We start from the raw sequence: 17554 nt of genomic DNA on the forward strand, positions 1-17554 counted from the left end.
ATGACCGGGTGGGCTGCGGCGGGGGACTCGAGCGGAAGGCGCTCCGATGAGCGCCCGCACCTTCGGGGTGGAGGAGGAGTACCTCCTCGTCGACGCCGGCACGTTCCTCCCGGCGCCCGCGGCGCCGCTGCTGCTCGGCTCCGTCCGCGGCTCCGCGGCGGTCGCCCTGGCGGCCGAGCTCAAGGCGGAGCAGATCGAGGCGGTCGGCTCGCCCGCCCGCACGTACGACGCGCTGCTGGCCGGACTGCGCGAGGGCCGCCGCCTGGCCGACGACTCCGCCCGCGAGGTCGGTGCCCGCGCCGTCGCGGTCGCGACCAGCCCCGCCGCGTTCGAGCCGCACCTCTCGGCCGACGAGCGCTACGACCGGATGGCCGAGCGCTTCGGCCTCGTCGCCCGCGAGCAGTTCACCTGCGGCCTGCACGTCCATGTCGGGATCGGGTCGCCGGAGGAGGGCATCGCGGTCCTCGACCGGCTGCGCGGCTGGCTGCCCGCCCTCCTCGCCCTGAGCACCAACTCCCCGCTGAGCGCCGGCGTCGACACCGGCTTCGCCAGCTGGCGCTACCAGTCGTGGGGGCGCTGGCCCACCGCCGGCCCGGTCGGCATCTGGGGCGACCTCGAGCAGTACCGGAGCGTCGTCGCCTCCCTCACGTCCTGCGGCGTGCTGCTGGACGAGGGGATGCTCTACTTCGACGCCCGTCTCTCCCGTGCGCACCCGACCGTCGAGGTGCGCATCGCCGACGTCCCGCTGCACGCCGAGGACTCGGCGCTGATCGCCGTCCTGATCCGGGCGCTCGCCGAGACGGCCGTGCGCGACGCGGGCTCCGGGGTCCCGCCCGTGCCGCTGCCGACTCCGGTGATCGCCGTCTCCTCCTGGCTGGCGAGCCGCCACGGCACGACCGGCGACCTGATCGATCCGGTCGACGGCTGCCCGGCCCCCGCCTCCGCGGTACTGGCGCGCCTGCTCGACCACGCGGGTCGGGCGCTGGCGGAGTCGGGCGACGAGGAGGTCGCGGCGTGCGGCGTCGAGCGGGTCCTGGCGCGGGGCACGGGCGCCGAGCGGCAGCGCGCGGTGTGGGAGCGGACGGCGTCCGCGGCCGAGGTGATCGCGGACGCGGCGGAGGCGACGCGCGCCTAGCGGCTCGCTGGTCGCGGGCTCACGGCTCGCTGGTCGCGGCCTCGGCGGTTCAGGGCTCGCTGGTCGCGGGGTCCGGTGACCCGGACTCCACCGTTCCGGACTCCACCGATCCGGACTCCGCCGCCTCGGGCTGCGGCGACTCCGGCACCAGCTGGTAGCCGCCCTCGATCGTCCCGTCCGGGCGGAGCAGGATCTGCGTGTACACCGGGGCGCCGCTGCGGAGCGTCGTGCCGCTGACCCGGAGGGGCTCCCCGGCGAAGAACGCCTCCGAGCCGGTGCAGCCGGCGAAGAAGGACGCGTCCGGGCGCTGCACGGCGAGGCACACCGTGGTGCCGTTCGGCTCGGTGATCAGCAGGCGGTCGTTCTCGGCGGTGTCGAACCCGGAGCCGTAGACGACGGCCTCTCCGGCGAGCAGGGCGAGGCCCGGCGGGACGTCGGTGGTCGGCTCCCAGCCCTCGACGAGCGCGGCGAAGCGGTCGGCGGGATCCGCGGAGGCGGTCGGCGGGGCGACGGGGTCCGCGGGCGGAGGGAGGAGGAGCGCGGTGGGGACGATCGCGCCGACCGCGGCTCCGCCGACGATCGCGGCGGCGAGCACGAGGCGGCGGCGGCGCGGGTGCGGCGTCCGCGGGGCCGGCCGGTCGGGGTGCCCGGCGGGCGCCTCCGCAGTCTCGGAGCCGGCGGTCACCGACAGCGGGAGTGCGGTCGCGGGCAGGGGGAGACGCGAGTCGATCGCCGTCCCGGGATGCGCCGCGCCCGGCTGCGCTCCGGACGGCGCGGCCCCGGTCTGCGCGCCGGACCGCGTCACTCCGGGAGGAGCGTCCTCCGCCTCCAGCTCGCCGAGCCGTCGCAGCGCCTCGCGCCGCTCGTCCCGGTCGGCGCCGTCGTCGCGGGGTCGGGCCGACAGGATCCGCTCGAGATCCCTGCGCTCGTCGTCCTCGGCCTGCACTCCGACAGTATGGCGGCGCCGGACGCGGGAACGGCCCGCCACCCCCGGGACGCCGCCTTCTCAGCGGTGTCCCGGTGGCCGCGGGCCGTTCCGGTGCGGGCGTCAGCCCGACGGGTTCTCGACCGGGTCGCCCTCGGGGTCGGTGGCCGTCTCGGGGTCGACGTGCTCGGGGTCGATGGTCTGCGGGTCCTCGGGAGTGTTCTTCTCGGTCATCGGATCCTCCTTGTCGCTGGATGCGGAACGTGCGGACAGGTTCCACGCTACGGCGGGAGCTCCGTGGAGCGCGCCCGGTTGACTCCGCCGCCCGCTGTCCGGAACCGAGGTCAGGAGCGGCGGATCCGCCCGAGCGGCCCGTCACGCTGCTCCTGGCCTCGGCTCCGGACGCCGCTCGCCTCAGCCGACCCCTTCACCCGTGGCAGCCGCGGGCCTCCACCGCAAGGCCTGGCAGCGCTCTCGCGCGATTCGTACGCTGAACCCATCGAGCCGAGGAGCAGCAGCGCCACATGATCCGCACCACCGTCACCGTCGAGGGCAAGACCTACGGGCTGTCCCAGGGGACCGACGTCGCCGAGCTGAAGCGGTCGGCGACCGAGGCGACACAGGCCGGAGGAGGCCTCGTCGACTTCGTGATCGTGGGCAACCGCCAGGTCAGCGTCCTGATCTCGACGGGTGTTCCGGTGATCTTCGAGGAGCTCGAGGTGCCGGACGACGACCGCGACACCGGTGACGTCCACCAGCCGTGGGACGACATCGACTACCTCGACTGACCCCGTCCTCCCGGCCGCGCCGTGTCGCTGCCGGGTCCCAGACGCCTGAGGGGCGCCGCCGGCTGGACCCGGCGTCTCTCGGGCACCTCGTGCCGCGCTACTCCGCGGACTCGCTCTCGGCCAGCTCGCCCTCGACCAGCGTGCGGGCGGCCGAGGCGAGGGCCGAGCGGATGCGCTCCGCCGGCTCCTGCAGCATCGCCGCGATCGCGTCGACGTCGTGGCCGCCGGTGTGCCGGAGCAGCCAGGCCTGGCGCTCGAGCGTCGGCAGGGCGTGCAGGCGGCGGTGGAAGCCCGAGCGCAGCAGGTCGTCCTCGCGGATCGCCGGCGGGGCCTGCTCGGCGCGCTCCATCGCGGAGCCGCCGCGCTGCACGCTCGCGCGTCCGACCTCGGAGCGCATCAGGTCGAGGGCGCCCGTGTCGTCGAGTCCCTGCGGCCGTCCGCTGCGGACGGTGACCGCCGCGTGGCGGAGGGCGGCGCTCGCCGCGGAGTCCGACAGCGTGAGGCGGTAGGCGTACGCGTAGAGGCCGAGGGCGCGGTTCTCGAGGGCGCGGCCGGCGAGCAGCTCGCCCTGCTGCTGCGACTGCGTCATGCCGACGGCGGCGACGGGTCTGTCGTAGGTGGTCACGGTGACTCCTCGGCTCCGCGCGCTCCCGGTCGGGAAACGCGTCGGAGGCGATGCTAGGGAGTCGAGAACGATCGTTCTACCCTTGACTTCTCAGATTCTTTTTCGATGCGTGCGCATGGAAGCGCTTTCCCGACAACCGTCCCGGAAAGTGGAAGCGCTCTCACTCCCGCGCCGAGAGGATGCAGAACTCGTTGCCCTCCGGGTCGGCGAGCACGACCCAGGACTGCTCGCCCTGCCCGACATCGGACCGCGTCGCCCCCAGGCCGACCAGCCGCGCGACCTCCGCCTCCTGGTCGTCCGGCACGAAATCCAGGTGCAGGCGGTTCTTCACGGTCTTGCGCTCGGGCACGTCGAGGAAGAGCAGGCTCGGCCCGCGGCCCGACGGGGCGAGCAGCTCGATGCCGTCCTCGTCCTCGTCCACGACGTCCCAGCCGAGCGCCTCCTGCCACCAGTGCCCGAGGGTCCGGAAGTCGGTGCAGTCGACGATGATCTCTTCGAGTCGGAGGGCCATGCACCGACGCTAATCGGCGCGGGGCGTGTCGGGGAAGTGCGTCCGGCGGGTCCGCGCGGCGCCGCGGCTCCGTCCGGCCGTGTCGTCCGCGGGGACGGGTGCCCGTGCCGCTTCGGCACGAGCGCTGGCGGCCGGAGCGGCGGCGCGGCATCCTCGACGCGGGTGCCCCTGCGCCCGGGGACGAGGAGCAGCATGAGCACCGCACGCGAGCAGTGGGAGGCGCGCTACGCCGACTCCGATCGGATCTGGTCGGGCCGGCCGAACGCGACGCTGGTCGGGCTGGTCGGCTCGCTGCCGCCGGGCCGCGCCCTCGACCTCGGCGCCGGCGAGGGGGCGGACGCGCTGTGGCTGGCGTCGCTCGGCTGGCGCGTCACCGGGCTCGACCTCTCCGAGACGGCGCTGGGCCGGGCGCGCGCGGCCGCGGCCGAGCGGGGCGCCGACGTGGACTTCGTGCAGGCCGACCTCGCCGAGGACTGGCCGGTCGTGGGGGAGTTCGACCTGGTGACGGCGAGCTTCCTGCACTCGATGGCCGAGTTCCCGCGGATCGACGTGCTGCGGCGGGCGGCCTCCGTCGTCGCTCCCGGCGGCCGCCTCGCCGTCGTCTCGCACGCCGCACCCCCGCCGTGGGCGAGCGGCGACGACCACCGCCACGGAGCGATGCACCTCGTCGGCCCCGAGGAGGAGCTCGCCGAGCTGGCCCTCGACCCGGCCGAGTGGACCGCGGAGCTCGTCGAGACGCGGGAGCGCGCCGTGACCGCTCCCGACGGCACGGCAGCCGTGCTCCTGGACGGCGTGATACTCCTGCAGCGACGCGGCTGAGCAGGCGCCGCTCGAGGACCCGCGGCCGGGCTAGCGTGGTCCGCGATCCCGACCCCGCAGGAGGCGCCGATGCCGCTCGATCCGTACCTCGCCGCCCGGCTGCCCCTCCTGGCCGGCCTCGCGTATCCGCTCGACGCCGAGCAGGCCGCCCGCATGGCCGCGTTCGAGGAGGATCCGGGGCCCTGGTCGCTGCCGGAGGGGATCGACGTCGTCGCGGAGACGGCGTCCGGCCCGCACGGACCGGTCCCGCTGCGCGTGTACTCGCCCGCCGCGCCCGAACGCGCTCTGCTCTGGGTGCACGGAGGAGGATTCGCCGCCGGGAGCGTCGACATGCGCGAGTCGCACGTCGTCGCGGCGGAGCTCGCCCACCGGGCGCGGGCCCGGGTCGTCTCCGTCGACTACCGGCTCGCCGGCCCCGACGTCCGCTACCCCGTGCCGCTGGACGACGTGCACGCCGCCTGGCGGCACCTCCGCTCCGAGGAGTCCGGATCCACGCCCGTCGCGATCGGCGGCGCGAGCGCGGGAGCGGCCCTGGCCCTCGGCGCGGTCCTCCGCGAGCGCGACGCCGGTGCGCGGCTGCCGGAGCACGTGCTCCTGGCCTACCCCTTCGCCCACTTCCCCAACCCCGCCGTCGACGACGCGATCGCGGTCGAGCTGCGCGAGCTGCCGCCGGTCCTCCGCTTCCCTCCGTCGAGCATCGAGGGCATGGTGCGCACCTACCTCGGGCGGATCTCCGACCTCCCCGTCGAGGCGCTGCCCGGCTCCGCGCCGCTGGCGGGTCTGCCTCCGGTCACGGTCCTCGTGAACGAGTACGACGAGCTGCGGGGGTCGGCCGAGCTGCTCCTGCGCCAGCTCGCGGAGGCGGGCGTCGCCGTGACCGGGCACCTGGCCGCCGGCATGCCCCACGGGCACCTCAACCGGACGCCGGCGCTGCCCGAGGTCGACCGCTCGCTGCACCTCTTCGCGGCTCAGCTGCGCGCGATGGGCTGAGGCGCTCGGCCCCGTCCCGTCCGCTCTGCCCCGCTCAGCTCAGGCGCGGTCCGCACCGTCCCGCTCAGGCGCGGTCGTGCAGGGTGACGTGGTAGCCGTCCGGGTCGGCGAAGGTGAAGGTGCGCCCGAACGGGCCGTCGATCGGAGCCGCGACGACGGGGTGCCCGTCGGCGACGAGCGCGTCGTGGATCTCCTGCACGCCGGTCGCGTGCAGCCAGAGCGCGGCGCCCACACCGGGGCGGGAGGCGGAGTCGAGGTCGGTGCCGGGCGCGAGGTCGCGCAGGGCGAAGGCGATCGGAGTCGTCGCGAAGACGACGGCGTGCGGCGGGCCGGCGGGCGAGCGGACCAGGCCGAGGTACTGCTCGTAGAACGCCTGGGACGCCGCGAGGTCGCGGACCTGGAGCGAGACGAAGTCGGGGCCGGTGACGGGCATGGGGTTCCTCCTCGGTTGTGTCAGCTTTCTGACACACCGGAGCGTATGTCAGAATACTGACATGAGTCAAGACGGCATCGACCTCGAGACCTCGCTCGGCTACCTCCTCAAGGAGGCGTCGAGCGCCCTGCGCGCGGCGATGGAGGCGGTGCTCCGCCCGCTCGGGATGACGGTCACCCACTACTCCTGCCTCGAGCTCCTCGCCCAGCGGCCGGGCCTCTCCAACTCGGAGCTCGCGCGGGGCGCCTTCGTCACCCGGCAGTCGATGAACGTCCTGCTGCAGACTCTGGAGCGCGACGGCGTCGTCACCCGCCCCGACGCGGCTCCGGTCGGCAAGGCGCTCCCCGCCCGGCTCACCGAGCGCGGACGCCGGAGCCTGGCCGAGGCGTCCGCCGCCGTCCGCGGGGTGGAGCTGCGGATGCTGGAGGGGCTCACGGAGGAGGAGCGGCAGGCGGCGGCGCGCCTGCTCCGCGGGATGATCCGATCGCTGCGCGCGGACGACCGCGCCTGAGGCCGCGCTGTTCCGCCGTCTGTAGGAACGGGCGCCGCGCGCTCGCCTGTACGGTCGCGCTCATGGCAGCAGGAAGAGCGGTGCGCCCGCTCGACGTCGGGATCGTCGGCGGCTCGATCGGCGGACTGTTCGCCGCGGCCCTGCTCGTCCGCGACGGGCACCGCGTGACGGTCCTCGAGCGGTCGGCGACGGGCCTGTCGCGGCGGGGAGCCGGGCTGGTGGCCCAGCAGGACCTGATCGACCTCCTGCACGCGATCGGCCGCGACGACGAGGCGCGGGTCGGCGTCGTCGCGCACGAGCGGATCACCCTCGACCGCTCCGGGCGCGTGATCGGCCGCGACCCCTCCCCGCAGACGCAGGTGTCGTGGGACCACCTCTACGACACGCTCCGCTCGCGGCTCCCCGCCGACCGCTACCTCCTCGGTCACGCCGTCGCCGGGGTGCGCCCCTCGACCGGGACGGACCCGGTCGTCGTCGAGCTGCGCGACGGGAGCGGCCTGGAGTTCGACGTCGTCCTCGGAGCCGACGGCCTCGGATCCGTCGTGCGCGCGGCGGTCGCGCCCGAGGCGTCGGGGAACCGCTACGCCGGCTACTCGACCTGGCGCGGGCTGATCCCGGAGTCGGCGCTCCCCGCCGAGGCCGCGGCGACTCTGCTCGGACGCTTCGCCTTCTACACCGCGCCCGGCGAGCACATGCTCGGCTACCTCGTCCCCGGACCCGCCGGCGAGGTGGAGCCCGGCCGACGGCGCTACAACTGGGTCTGGTACCGGCCCCTCTCCGAGGACGCCCTCCGCGGAGTGATGACGGCGTCCGGCCGTCCGCCGGAGAGCGTGTCCCTCGCGCCCGGCGACCTCGCCCACGACCTCCGCCGCCGGCTCGAGGAGGACGCGGTCGACCGCCTGCCGCCGCCCTTCGCGGCCGCCGTCCTGGCCGAGCCGCAGCCCTTCCTGCAGGCGATCGTCGACTACGTCCCGCCGCGGACGGTCCGCGGCCGGGTCGCCCTCCTCGGTGACGCCGCCGTGACGGTGCGGCCGCACACGGCCATGGGCGCGGCCAAGGCGGCGGGCGACGCGCTGGCCCTCGCCGGCTCCCTCGCGCGGCACCCGGTCGACGAGGCGCTCCAGCGCTACGAGGCCGAGCGGCTCCCCGTCGGCCGCGCCATCGCCGAGTACGGCAGGCGCCTGGGCCGCTCGATCCCGCTGCTGTCCGAGTGACCGCAGCATCATGCGCCCGGCCGAACCCGGATCGACGGCGCGAGCCGATCCTCGGTCGGAGCGGACATGGCTCGCGCTCGCCCTTCAGCGTGCAGGGTCCGATGCGCTGCCCGGCGGCGACTCGAAGGGAAGCTGGAACGGGGGTTCGCAGCATCGCATGGTCGCCACCACGTGGCGCCGGCGCGGACGATTGCAGTCGATAGCAATGAATTAGGTTTCGGCTAGAGGTGACTATCATCGGCTAGATGTTGCCTGAGCAGAACCCCTACAGCCCTGGATCCGGTCGGCGGCCGCCCGAGCTCGTTGGTCGGACTGGCGAGCTCGAAGCGTTCGACACGATCCGCGCTCGTGTCACGCATGGAATGAGCGACCGCGGCATCGTGCTCACGGGCCTCCGCGGCGTCGGCAAGACGGTGCTGTTGAACGAGATGCACCGCATGGCGGAGTCGTTCGAGTGGCTCACGGTGCGCCTCGAGGCGCGTCGGGATGAAGGCGGCGCGCGGGCCGTACGGCGTGCCCTGGCTCGAGAGCTCGTCGTGTCCGCTCGCAAGCTCACCCGCTCGAAGCCGACGGAGCTGATGCGAGAAGCACTCGGCACGATCTCCTCGTTCAATGCGAAGGTCGGTGCAACGGGGATCGAACTCGGAGTCGCACTCAACGACGGACGTGCCGACTCCGGCGACGCTGAAGTCGACCTCCTCGAGCTCGTCGAAGACGTTTCCACCGCTCTGGGGGAGCGTCGTCGTGCCTTCGGTGTGTTCGTCGATGAGATGCAGGACCTCGATGCGGAGACGATGGGTGCGCTCATCGCCGCTCAGCATGCGGCGAACCAGCGGGAGTGGCCGTTCTACATCATCGCCGCCGGCCTCCCGAATCTCCCCCGTGTCCTCACCGAGACGCGTTCGTACGCCGAGCGCCTCTTCAACTACCGACAGATAGGCACCTTCTCTCGCGACGATGCGGCGCACGCTCTCCGAGAGCCCGCGGAGCGGCTCGGCGCTGAGTTCGCTCCCGATGCGCTCGAGATTCTCCTCGAAGCCGCAGGCGGCTACCCGTACTTCATTCAGGAGTACGGGCAGGCCGCATGGAACCTCTCCAGTCGTCTTGTCACTCTGGCCGACGCCACGGCAGCAGTGCAGTACGGGACCGAACAGCTCGATGCCGGATTCTTCCGCTCACGATGGCAGCGAGCCACGCGCTCAGAGCGACGAATGCTCCGCGCCATGGCAGCCGACGGTGAGGGACCCTCCTCCACCGCTCTCGTCACGCAGCGAATGGGTATCCCGACAACCAGCCTCGGGCCCTACCGTGCCGCGCTCATCAGCAAAGGACTGGTCTACTCACCCGAGCACGGCCAGATCGCCTTCACGGTCCCCGGCATGGCTGGATACGTCGACCGCCACCACGAGGACCTCGACGACGGGAGCCCGAGCGTCTGAAGTCGACCAGACGTCTCCTCTCTCAAGGGCTCGGAGTCCGGTCGCGTACGGGACGTCGCAGAACAGTAGGCCTGGGGAGGCATCGAGACGGAGAACCAGGGACGGCCCTGATCTTCCGGCTGGCCTCCTCAGGCGGGCCGAGGTCCGTGCTCGTCACGAGTTCATCCGCCGCCCCCGCCTGGCCGCTCCCCGCCGTCCGCCGCGCGTCCCTTGCTCCTCGACCGCGGAGACGGCACCCTCGGGTGACGGCCCACGGCGAAGGAGACGCATGGACGACGACGGACTCCTGGCTGCGCTGCTGCGGGGACGGCCGGCGACGCTGGCCGACGCGGCGGAGCTGACCCACATCGACGAGGCCGAGGTCGCTGCGGCGATCGAGCGGCTCCGCGGCCGGGGGCTCATGGGCGGCGAGGGCGAGCAGCTCGACTTCCCGGCGCCGATGGAGTGGGCGGCCGCGGCCATCGCCCGGCACACGGAGTCGGCGCGGCGGGCGGGCAGGGAGTCGCTGGACGGGATCGAGAGCGTGGTCGCGGGCCTGCCGATGCTGCTCGGCGCCTGGCGGGTCGGCGAGGACACGACGGATCCGGTGCCGACCCTCCTCCGTCACGGGCCGCACGCGTCCGAGGACCTCTGGTTCGACCTCGTCCGCCGCGACTCCGGCTCGCTCGTGGCGGTGCTCCCGAACGTGGAGCGTTTCCTCGACCCGCCGACGGAGCGGGCGATCCGCTTCGGGCACGCGCTCGCGGCGAAGGACCGGGTGCGCGTCATCATGCCGGCCGCCGGCGCGCGCGACCCCCGGGTGCTCGCCCGGGTGGAGGCGTACCAGGCGGCGGGCGTCGAGTACCGGCTCCTCGAGAGCCCGCCGAGCTGGTTCTGGGTCGACGGCGACCACCTCGCCGTCCCGTTCGAGCGGGGCGAGACGAAGCCGACCAGCGTGCTCGGCGTGCGCCATGCGGCGCTGGCGGGGCTGGTCGAGTCGTACTTCGAGGTGCTGTGGCGGCAGGCCGCTCCGATCGGCGCCGTCGACCAGAGCTGGCTGCCGCTGCTCCGGCTGATGCGCCAGGGCGTCACGCTCGAGACCGCGTCGCACCGGCTCGGCATGAATCCGCGGACCGGCCGCCGCCGCGTGGCCGCCGCGATGGAGCACTACGGAGTGGCGACGCTCTTCGCGCTCGGCACGGCGTGGGCGGCGGACTCGCGCACCCGCGACGGCGACGCCGGTGTGGGCGAATCGGTGCTCGACGATCCGGAGGCACTCGAGCCGGAAGCGCTGGACGACGGCGAGATCGACCTCGCCGAGACGGTGCCGCGCGATTGAGCCCCCGCGGTACCGAGCCGTGCGGCCGACCCCTCGACGCCTTCGGGTGGCAGCGAGGAGTCGGCCGATGCGCCCGCCCGGGCACCTCTCCAGTGTCCGGACGTGACCACGGCGGGGACAAGAGCCTGTAGCGGACACGTCCGGAAGAGGACACCGCGCCCGGGAGCGGATCGCCGGCGCTCCCGCTCGGAGGCGGGCGCGTGCCAGGCTTGCCGCATGGATCTCGAGGTGCGGCCGGGGCTCGTCGTCCCCGCATCGGAGCTGCAGTGGCGGTTCTCGCGCTCCTCCGGGCCCGGCGGGCAGCACGTGAACACCTCCGACAGCCGCGTGCAGCTCACCTGGAGCGTCGAGGAGTCGACGGCCCTCTCGGACGAGCAGCGCTCGCGCCTGCTCGAGCGCCTCGGGCGGCGGCTCGTCTCCGGGGCGGTCACCGTCACGGTGGCGCAGGAGCGCTCGCAGCTGCGCAACCGCGAGACGGCCCTCGAGCTGCTCCGCGGGATCATCACCGCGGCGCTCGCGCCTCCCTCCGCCCCGCGGCGCCCGACCCGGCCCACGCGCGGCTCCACCCGCCGGCGGCTCGCCGCGAAGCAGCAGCGCTCCGAGACGAAGCAGCAGCGCCGGCGGCCGCCCGGCGACTGAGCGGAGCCGCGGGGCCCGCCTGGCGGTTGCGCGGAGTCGCAGGGTCCGCCCACAGGCTGCGCGGAGCCACGGGCCCCGGTCGCGCCGGACCCGGCTCAGGGAGTGAAGAACGCCTCGATCGCCGCGGTCAGGGCGACCAGGTCGTCCACGTGAGCGAGCTCGCGCGCCGAGTGCATCGAGAGCAGCGGCACTCCGACGTCGACCGTGGCGATGCCGAGCCGGGTCGCGGTCAGCGGGCCGATCGTGGATCCGCACGGCACCGAGTTGTTCGAGACGAACTCCTGGTACCCGACGCCGGCGCGCTCGCAGACGCCCGCCCACAGCGCCGCACCGCGCGCATCCGTCGCGTAGCGCTGCGTCGCGTTGATCTTGAGCAGCGGCCCCTTCCCGGCGACCGGCTGGTTCGCGGGATCGTGCTTCTCGGAGTAGTTGGGGTGCACGGAGTGGCCCGCATCGGCCGAGAGGCACCAGGAGGCGGCGATCGCCCGGGCGCGCTCGTCGACGCCGGCGCCGAGGGCCGTGCCGATGCGCGAGAGGACGTCCTCGAGGAACGGCCCGCTCGCTCCGGACCGGCTCGCCGAGCCGAGCTCCTCGTGGTCGAAGGCGGCGAGCACGCTGATGTGCGCGGGCGGCGCCGCGGGATCGGCGCTCGCCGCGAGGAGCGCGACGAGGCCGGCGTGCACGGAGCTGAGATCGTCCATCCGCCCGGCGGCGAGGAACATCTCGTCGAGGCCGAAGCGGCGCGGCGCCTGCGTGTCGGCGGTGAGCAGGTCGTAGCCGGCGATGTCGGAGGCGTCGTCGAACCCGGCGTGCGCGGCGAGCAGCTGGAGCAGGTCGACCTCGGAGGCGTCGCCGATGCCGAACACGGGGACGGTGTGCTTCTGGCGGTCGAGAGTGAGGCCCTCGTTCGCCGTGCGGTCGAGGTGGATCGCGAGCTGCGGGATGCGCAGCAGCGGGCCGGTCCGGAGCAGGCGTGTCGAGCCGTCGCGGGTGACCACGCGCCCGGCCAGCTCGAGCTCGCGGTCGAGCCAGGAGTTGAGCAGCGGGCCGCCGTAGATCTCGACGCCGGCCTGCAGCCAGCCCTTCGAGCCGATCGTCGGCCGGGGCTTGAGCATGAAGCCGGGGGAGTCGGTGTGGGCGCCCAGGATGCGGAAGGGCGTGGTCGCCCCGGAGCCCTCGGGCAGGTGCCAGGCGATGATCGCGCCGTCGCGGACGACGTAGTACCGGCCGGGCTCCGCGGGCCACGCCTGCGTCTCGTCCAGCCCCGTGAATCCGGCTCCCTCGAGGCGCCGTGCCGCCTCGGCGGCCGCGTGGTACGAGGAGGGGGAGGCGGTCAGGAACTCGGCGAAGTCGGCGATGTGGTCGTCACGCGTGGTCATCCCTCCAGTGAAGCACGCGGCGCGGCGGGGACGGGGAGGGTGCCGGGGGAGCCCCTGCGGCGGCCGTCACGGCCGGGCAGGGGCACCCCCGGGGTGGAGGGTCAGCGCCGGGTCAGGTCGACGTCGGCCTCGGCGGCGATCGCCTTGATCAGCGCCGAGGCGTTCTCCCCGCCGAAGCCGGCGGCCATCGCCTCGTCGATGTAGTGGCGGGCCGTCGCGACGCCGGGGACGGGCGCGCCGACGCTGTCCGCGTAGGCCTGGATCAGCCCCGCGTCCTTCTGCATCAGCGCGAGGGCGAAGGACGGCGAGTAGTCGCCGGCGAGGACGGAGGGACCGACGCCGTCGAAGATCGGCGACTTGAAGTCGGTGACGGCGAGCACCTCCAGCACCTTGTGCAGGTCGAGCCCGCCCTTCTCGGCGAGGGTGAGCGCCTGGCCGAGCGCGAGCAGCTGCGACGCGACGATCAGGTTGCCGACCAGCTTCATCCGCGCACCGGAGCCGCCGGGGCCGATGTGGTGGACGGTCTCGCTGATCGCCTCGAGCACGGGCCGCGCCTCGGCGAAGACCTCGGCGTCGCCTCCCACGACGACCCAGAGCCCGCCCGCCGCGGCCTCGCCCTTCGAGCCGAACACCGGGGCGTCCAGGAAGCGGACGCCGCGGGCGTCGAACGCCGCGCGCTCCTCGTCACTGGCCTCGGGGCTGATCGTGGACAGGTCGACGACGATCGTCGACGGATCGACGAGGCCGGCGAGCCCGCCCTCGGCGAGCACGACCTCGCGCACGGCCATGTCGTCGGCGAAGCAGGAGAGGACGAAGTCCGCGCCCTCCGCCGCGTCGGCGACGGACCCGGCCGTCGCCGCTCCCGCGACCTCCGGGACCGCGCTGCGGTTCCAGACGGTGACGTCGTGCCCCGCCTTCACGAGGTTGTCCGCCATCCCGCGTCCCATGGTCCCCAGTCCGAGGAATCCGATTCTCGCCATCTCAGTGCACCTTCATCTCTGTGTCGGAGGTCGTCTCCGCGGGGAGCTCCGCCCCCTGGTCGGAATTGGCGGCCCTCCAGGACTGGAGGAACCGCAGGTAGGCGGTGGCTCCGGGGTCCTGCAGGCCGATGCTGCGGTCCTGCAGCCACGACGCACGGCCGCGGCGGGACTGCAGCTCCTTCGAGCTGATCACGCCCTGCTCGGCGGCCGCGATCGCCGCGTCGAGGGCGGCGGGGCCGGGCTCCGACGTGCGCAGCGCCTCGGCCGCGGGGAACATCGCGTCGAGGATCGTCTTGTCGCCCACCTGCGACTTGCCCCGCTGGCTGATCGACTCGGCGGCCGCGAGCGCGAAGGCGCTGACGTCGTCGGAGCCGATGGCGGCGGCGTCGCCCCAGACCCGGGAGCCGGCGAGCAGCGCGCCCGCGACGAGTGCGGCCATCGTCGACGGGTTCGCATTGGCGAAGGCCTTGGCGCAGGCGAGCACGACCTCGGTCGGCGTCGCCGTGTCCGGGAGCAGCGCGAGCGCCTCGCGGGCGGCCTTGGCGCCGAGCGACACCGTGATGCCCAGGTCGCCGTCGCCGAGCGCCTGGTCCAGGTCGCCGAGCTCGTCGGCGTGCTCGGGGAAGACGACCAGGCACTTCGCGATCGCGGAGCTGAGTTCGGTTCCGTTCATCGTGATCAGACCTCTCGGAAGAAGGGGGAGTGGGCGGGGGCGTTCAGCAGCTCGAGACGCGCGTCGTCGAGGGCGAGGAGCGAGATCGACGCTCCGGCCATCTCGAGGCTGGTCGCGTACTCGCCGATGTAGTTCTTCGCGACGGTGACGCCGCGCTCGGCGAGGAGCCCGTGGACCCGCCGGTAGAGCAGGTACAGCTCCTCGAGGGGAGTGGCGCCCATGCCGTTGACGAGCACGGCCACGCGGTCGCCCTCGACGATGCCGAGGTCGGCGACGAGCCGCTCCGTGAGGTGCTCGGCGATGCTGTCCGCCGACTCGAGGGCGCCGCGGTGGATGCCGGGCTCGCCGTGGATCCCGATCCCGATCTCCATCTCGTCCTCGGCCAGCTCGAAGCTCGGCTTGGCCGTCATCGGGAGGATCGTCGGGGAGAGGCCCACTCCCATGGTCGCCGTGTGCTCGATGACGTCCTCGGCGACGGCCGCGACCTCGTCGAGCGAGTCCCCGCGCTCGGCGGCGGCGCCGGCCGCCTTGAACGCGAAGAAGATCCCGGCGACTCCGCGGCGGTCCGCGGCCCGCTCCTTCGGCTGGCTGGCGACGTCGTCGCGTCCGAGGGCGGTCAGCGTGCGGATCCCCTCGAGCTCGGCCATGTCGACCGAGAGGTCGAAGTTGAAGACGTCGCCGCCGTAGTTGCCGTACAGGTAGAGGACGCCGGCGCCGCCGTCGACGGCCTTGGTCGCCTCCAGGATCTGCGCGGACGACGGCGAGGAGAACACGTTGCCGATGGCGACCGCGTCGCACAGCCCCGTGCCGACGTAGCCCTTGAACAGCGGCAGGTGGCCGGAGCCGCCGCCCGTGACGATCCCGACCTTCCCCGCGACGGGGGCGTCGGCGCGGGCGAGGATCCGCAGGTCGGTGCCCGGCGTCTTCACCAGGGTCGGGTGGGCGAGCAGGATGCCCTCGACGAACTCGTCGACGAAGTCCTTCGGCTCGTTGATGATCTTCTTCACTGGTGCTCCGTTCTGGTGGACGCGTCCACGGTGGGCCGCGCGGGCGCGGGAGGGGTCGGGGCCGTCGCCCGCTGCCGGCGCGGCCGGTTCGCGGTGACGGAGTCGAGGACCATGACGGCGATGAGGAGGACGCCCTGGGCGATGGCGTACTCGTAGGAGGTCAGCCGCAGAGCGGTGAATCCGCTCGAGACGACCTGGAGGGTGAGAGTGGCGAGCACGACTCCGGCGACCGAGGCGAAGCCGCCCGACGGGTTCGTCCCGCCCAGCACCGCGATGACGATGACGAGCAGCACGTACGAGGAGCCGTAGTCGGCGGACGCGGTGGGGTTGCGGGCGAGGAACAGCACTCCGGCGCCGCCGGCGAGCAGCCCGCCGATCATGTAGCTGCGCGAGAGGACGCTGACGCTGCGGATGCCCGAGAAGCGCGCGGCCTCGGGGTTCGCTCCCTCCAGCTGCACCTTGCGGCCGAGGGAGGTCGTGTTGATCAGCAGGGCGACCGCGACGGCCACCACGAGCAGTACGAGGAACAGCACCGGGACGGGCCCGACGGCCATCATGCCGAAGGTCGTCAGGGCCGACGGCGCTCCGTAGAGCGTGGTCCCGCCGGTCCACACCACCGCGATGCCGTTGAGGATCTGCATGGTGCCGAGGGTCGCCAGGATCGGGGTGATCCCGACGACGCTCACGAGGAAGCCGTTGAGGGCGCCGCAGAGGACTCCGACGACCAGGCCCGCGAGGACGATCGGCACGGTCATCGCCTCCGCGGCGGCGGGGTCGGCGGCGGCGACCTGGGAGTAGATCGTCGCCATCGTCACCGCCGACAGGTTGGCGATCGCCACGAGGGAGAGGTCGATGCCGCCCGTGAGCATGGCGAGCATCATCGCGATGGCGATCACGCCGATCTCGGGAGCCGCGACGCCGATGTTCTGCAGGTTGAGCGGGCTGAGGAACACGCGGGGGTTGGCGATCGCGAAGATCGCGACCGCGACGACGAGCGCGATGAGCATGCGGCCCGTCCCGCGGTTGCCCGCGGCGCGTCCGACGACACCGCGGGTGAACGCGTCGAGGCGGTCGTTCATGCGCCGAGCCGGGTGCTCGGAGGTGGTCCGGGATCCGTCGGTCATGATGCGACCCTCGCGCTCTCTCGTTCGTGGCTCACGTCGTCGTCGACGGGCCTGACCCGCTTCGCCTTGCGGCGCGCGGCGATCGCCTGCACGCCGACTCCGACGATCAGCAGGACTCCGACCGCGGCGCGCAGCCAGGCGCTGGGGACGCCGGCGAGCAGCAGGCTGTTGTTGATCACCTGGATCAGGACGACGCCCAGCACCGTGCCGAGCACCGATCCGCGGCCGCCGAAGATCGACGCGCCACCGAGGACGACCGCGGCGATGATGTCGAGCTCGTCGCCCACCAGATCCTGCGGGTTGGCGCTGCGGCCGAGGACCATGTGCGCGATCCCGGCCAGGGCGGCGAGGACGCCGACGAGGACGTAGACCGAGAGCTGGGTCCTGACCACGCGGAAGCCGGCCCGGCGGGCGGCCTCGATGTCGCCGCCGATCGCGTAGAGCGAGCGTCCGAACATCGTGCGCGTCAGCATCAGCCAGACCACGACCGCGAGCACGACGGCGAGCAGCGTCATCAGGTGGAGGGCCGCGCGGCCGCCCGAGGTCGCCACGTCGACGACGTTGACCGAGGAGAGCGCCGCGAGCGACGGGGGCAGCTGCGCGTAGTACTGGGCGCCGACGAAGGTGTACATCACCCCGACGAACACGCCCTGCGTGCCGAGCGTGACGATCAGCGTGGGAAGCCGGAACCGCGCGATCACGAACCCGTTGACCAGGCCGAGCACCGCGCCGATCACCACGGCCATCGCGATGATCGCGAGCGCGGGGAGGTCCTGCCCGGTGGCGAGGGTGACGCTGACCGCCGTGTAGGCCGAGAAGATCGCGACGGCCGCGAACGAGACGTCGATGCCTCCGGAGACGATGACGATCAGGACCGCGAGCGCGAAGATCAGCGGCACGGTGGCGCTGCGGAGGATCGACAGACCCGTCGTCGCGCTGAAGAAGACCGGGTTCACGGCCGTCATGACGATCACGAGGGCGACCAGGACCAGGGCGAGGACGCCCTCGTTGTTCGCGCCTCGGAGGGATCGGAGCGTGGACACG

19 protein-coding genes are annotated in these 17554 nt (G+C 73.6%); 9 read left to right on the forward strand and 10 right to left on the reverse strand.

Translation table 11 applies throughout. The features are described 5' to 3' along the window. Nucleotides 1-46 precede the first annotated feature (46 nt). On the forward strand, nt 47-1135 hold the full coding sequence (locus C5D66_RS07220; protein WP_104326846.1) for a glutamate--cysteine ligase: 1089 nt from the start codon (nt 47-49) through the stop codon (nt 1133-1135). A 49-nt stretch (nt 1136-1184) separates the two neighbouring features. Here C5D66_RS07220 and C5D66_RS07225 read toward each other — a convergent pair whose 3' ends face one another. Continuing rightward, complete coding sequence (locus tag C5D66_RS07225) at nt 1185-2081, reverse strand: hypothetical protein (protein ID WP_104326847.1); 897 nt, start codon at nt 2079-2081, stop codon at nt 1185-1187. 503 nt (nt 2082-2584) lie between these two features. Here C5D66_RS07225 and C5D66_RS07230 point away from each other — a divergent pair. Then, complete coding sequence (locus C5D66_RS07230) at nt 2585-2848, forward strand: hypothetical protein (protein ID WP_104255218.1); 264 nt, start codon at nt 2585-2587, stop codon at nt 2846-2848. Nucleotides 2849-2945: 97 nt separating this feature from the next. Here the strand turns inward: C5D66_RS07230 and C5D66_RS07235 are convergent, their stop codons facing one another. Both C5D66_RS07235 and C5D66_RS07240 read right to left on the reverse strand, forming a co-directional pair. Then, nucleotides 2946-3473, reverse strand: coding sequence for a hypothetical protein (locus tag C5D66_RS07235; protein WP_104224052.1), 528 nt, complete (start codon nt 3471-3473; stop codon nt 2946-2948). 160 nt (nt 3474-3633) lie between these two features. Further along, complete coding sequence (locus C5D66_RS07240) at nt 3634-3984, reverse strand: VOC family protein (RefSeq protein ID WP_104224051.1); 351 nt, start codon at nt 3982-3984, stop codon at nt 3634-3636. A gap of 192 nt (nt 3985-4176) precedes the next feature. On the opposite strand from C5D66_RS07240, the gene C5D66_RS07245 reads away from it, so the two are divergent. Beyond that, nucleotides 4177-4803, forward strand: coding sequence for a class I SAM-dependent methyltransferase (locus tag C5D66_RS07245; protein WP_104326848.1), 627 nt, complete (start codon nt 4177-4179; stop codon nt 4801-4803). Between the two features lie 69 nt (nt 4804-4872). Continuing rightward, nucleotides 4873-5793 (forward strand): alpha/beta hydrolase fold domain-containing protein, encoded by a 921-nt coding sequence (locus C5D66_RS07250; protein ID WP_104326849.1) that lies wholly within the window; start codon nt 4873-4875, stop codon nt 5791-5793. A 64-nt stretch (nt 5794-5857) separates the two neighbouring features. On the opposite strand, the gene C5D66_RS07255 is transcribed toward C5D66_RS07250, so the two are convergent. Further along, nucleotides 5858-6226 (reverse strand): VOC family protein, encoded by a 369-nt coding sequence (locus tag C5D66_RS07255; RefSeq protein WP_104255221.1) that lies wholly within the window; start codon nt 6224-6226, stop codon nt 5858-5860. Nucleotides 6227-6287: 61 nt separating this feature from the next. On the opposite strand from C5D66_RS07255, the gene C5D66_RS07260 reads away from it, so the two are divergent. The 5 genes from C5D66_RS07260 to arfB all read left to right on the forward strand — a co-directional run bounded on the left by C5D66_RS07260 (nt 6288) and on the right by arfB (nt 11347). Beyond that, nucleotides 6288-6737 carry a MarR family winged helix-turn-helix transcriptional regulator gene (locus tag C5D66_RS07260; protein WP_104255222.1) on the forward strand — a complete coding sequence of 150 codons (450 nt, stop codon included), beginning with the start codon at nt 6288-6290 and terminating at the stop codon, nt 6735-6737. 62 nt (nt 6738-6799) lie between these two features. Then, on the forward strand, nt 6800-7951 hold the full coding sequence (locus C5D66_RS07265) for an FAD-dependent monooxygenase (protein WP_219814259.1): 1152 nt from the start codon (nt 6800-6802) through the stop codon (nt 7949-7951). 245 nt (nt 7952-8196) lie between these two features. Continuing rightward, the gene (locus C5D66_RS07270; RefSeq protein WP_104255224.1) at nt 8197-9390 is read left to right on the forward strand and encodes an ATP-binding protein; all 1194 of its coding nucleotides are present in this window, start codon (nt 8197-8199) and stop codon (nt 9388-9390) included. A 268-nt stretch (nt 9391-9658) separates the two neighbouring features. Then, nucleotides 9659-10708 (forward strand): hypothetical protein, encoded by a 1050-nt coding sequence (locus tag C5D66_RS07275; RefSeq protein WP_104326850.1) that lies wholly within the window; start codon nt 9659-9661, stop codon nt 10706-10708. 216 nt (nt 10709-10924) lie between these two features. After that, nucleotides 10925-11347: an alternative ribosome rescue aminoacyl-tRNA hydrolase ArfB gene (gene arfB, locus C5D66_RS07280; RefSeq protein ID WP_104224044.1), complete on the forward strand. Its 423-nt coding sequence runs from the start codon at nt 10925-10927 to the stop codon at nt 11345-11347. A 95-nt stretch (nt 11348-11442) separates the two neighbouring features. Here the strand turns inward: arfB and C5D66_RS07285 are convergent, their stop codons facing one another. The 6 genes from C5D66_RS07285 to C5D66_RS07310 form a co-directional block, all read right to left on the reverse strand. Next, a complete protein-coding gene (locus tag C5D66_RS07285) occupies nt 11443-12726 on the reverse strand; it encodes a M18 family aminopeptidase (RefSeq protein ID WP_104326851.1) in 1284 nt (427 codons plus the stop codon). Between the two features lie 101 nt (nt 12727-12827). Next, complete coding sequence (locus C5D66_RS07290; protein WP_104326852.1) at nt 12828-13706, reverse strand: NAD(P)-dependent oxidoreductase; 879 nt, start codon at nt 13704-13706, stop codon at nt 12828-12830. 1 nt (nt 13707) lies between these two features. Next, complete coding sequence (locus C5D66_RS07295; RefSeq protein WP_104326853.1) at nt 13708-14379, reverse strand: DAK2 domain-containing protein; 672 nt, start codon at nt 14377-14379, stop codon at nt 13708-13710. 5 nt (nt 14380-14384) lie between these two features. Continuing rightward, entirely contained in the window at nt 14385-15386 is a 1002-nt protein-coding gene (locus C5D66_RS07300) for a dihydroxyacetone kinase subunit DhaK (RefSeq protein WP_104326854.1), read from the reverse strand. After that, complete coding sequence (locus C5D66_RS07305; RefSeq protein WP_244229523.1) at nt 15383-16510, reverse strand: ABC transporter permease; 1128 nt, start codon at nt 16508-16510, stop codon at nt 15383-15385. The genes C5D66_RS07300 and C5D66_RS07305 overlap by 4 nt, the downstream gene beginning before the upstream one ends. Further along, entirely contained in the window at nt 16507-17553 is a 1047-nt protein-coding gene (locus C5D66_RS07310; protein ID WP_244229522.1) for an ABC transporter permease, read from the reverse strand. The genes C5D66_RS07305 and C5D66_RS07310 overlap by 4 nt, the downstream gene beginning before the upstream one ends. Between the last annotated feature and the right edge of the window lies 1 nt (nt 17554).

Origin of the sequence: Rathayibacter sp. AY1B4, from assembly GCF_002932815.1 — a bacterium.
GTDB lineage: Bacteria > Actinomycetota > Actinomycetes > Actinomycetales > Microbacteriaceae > Rathayibacter.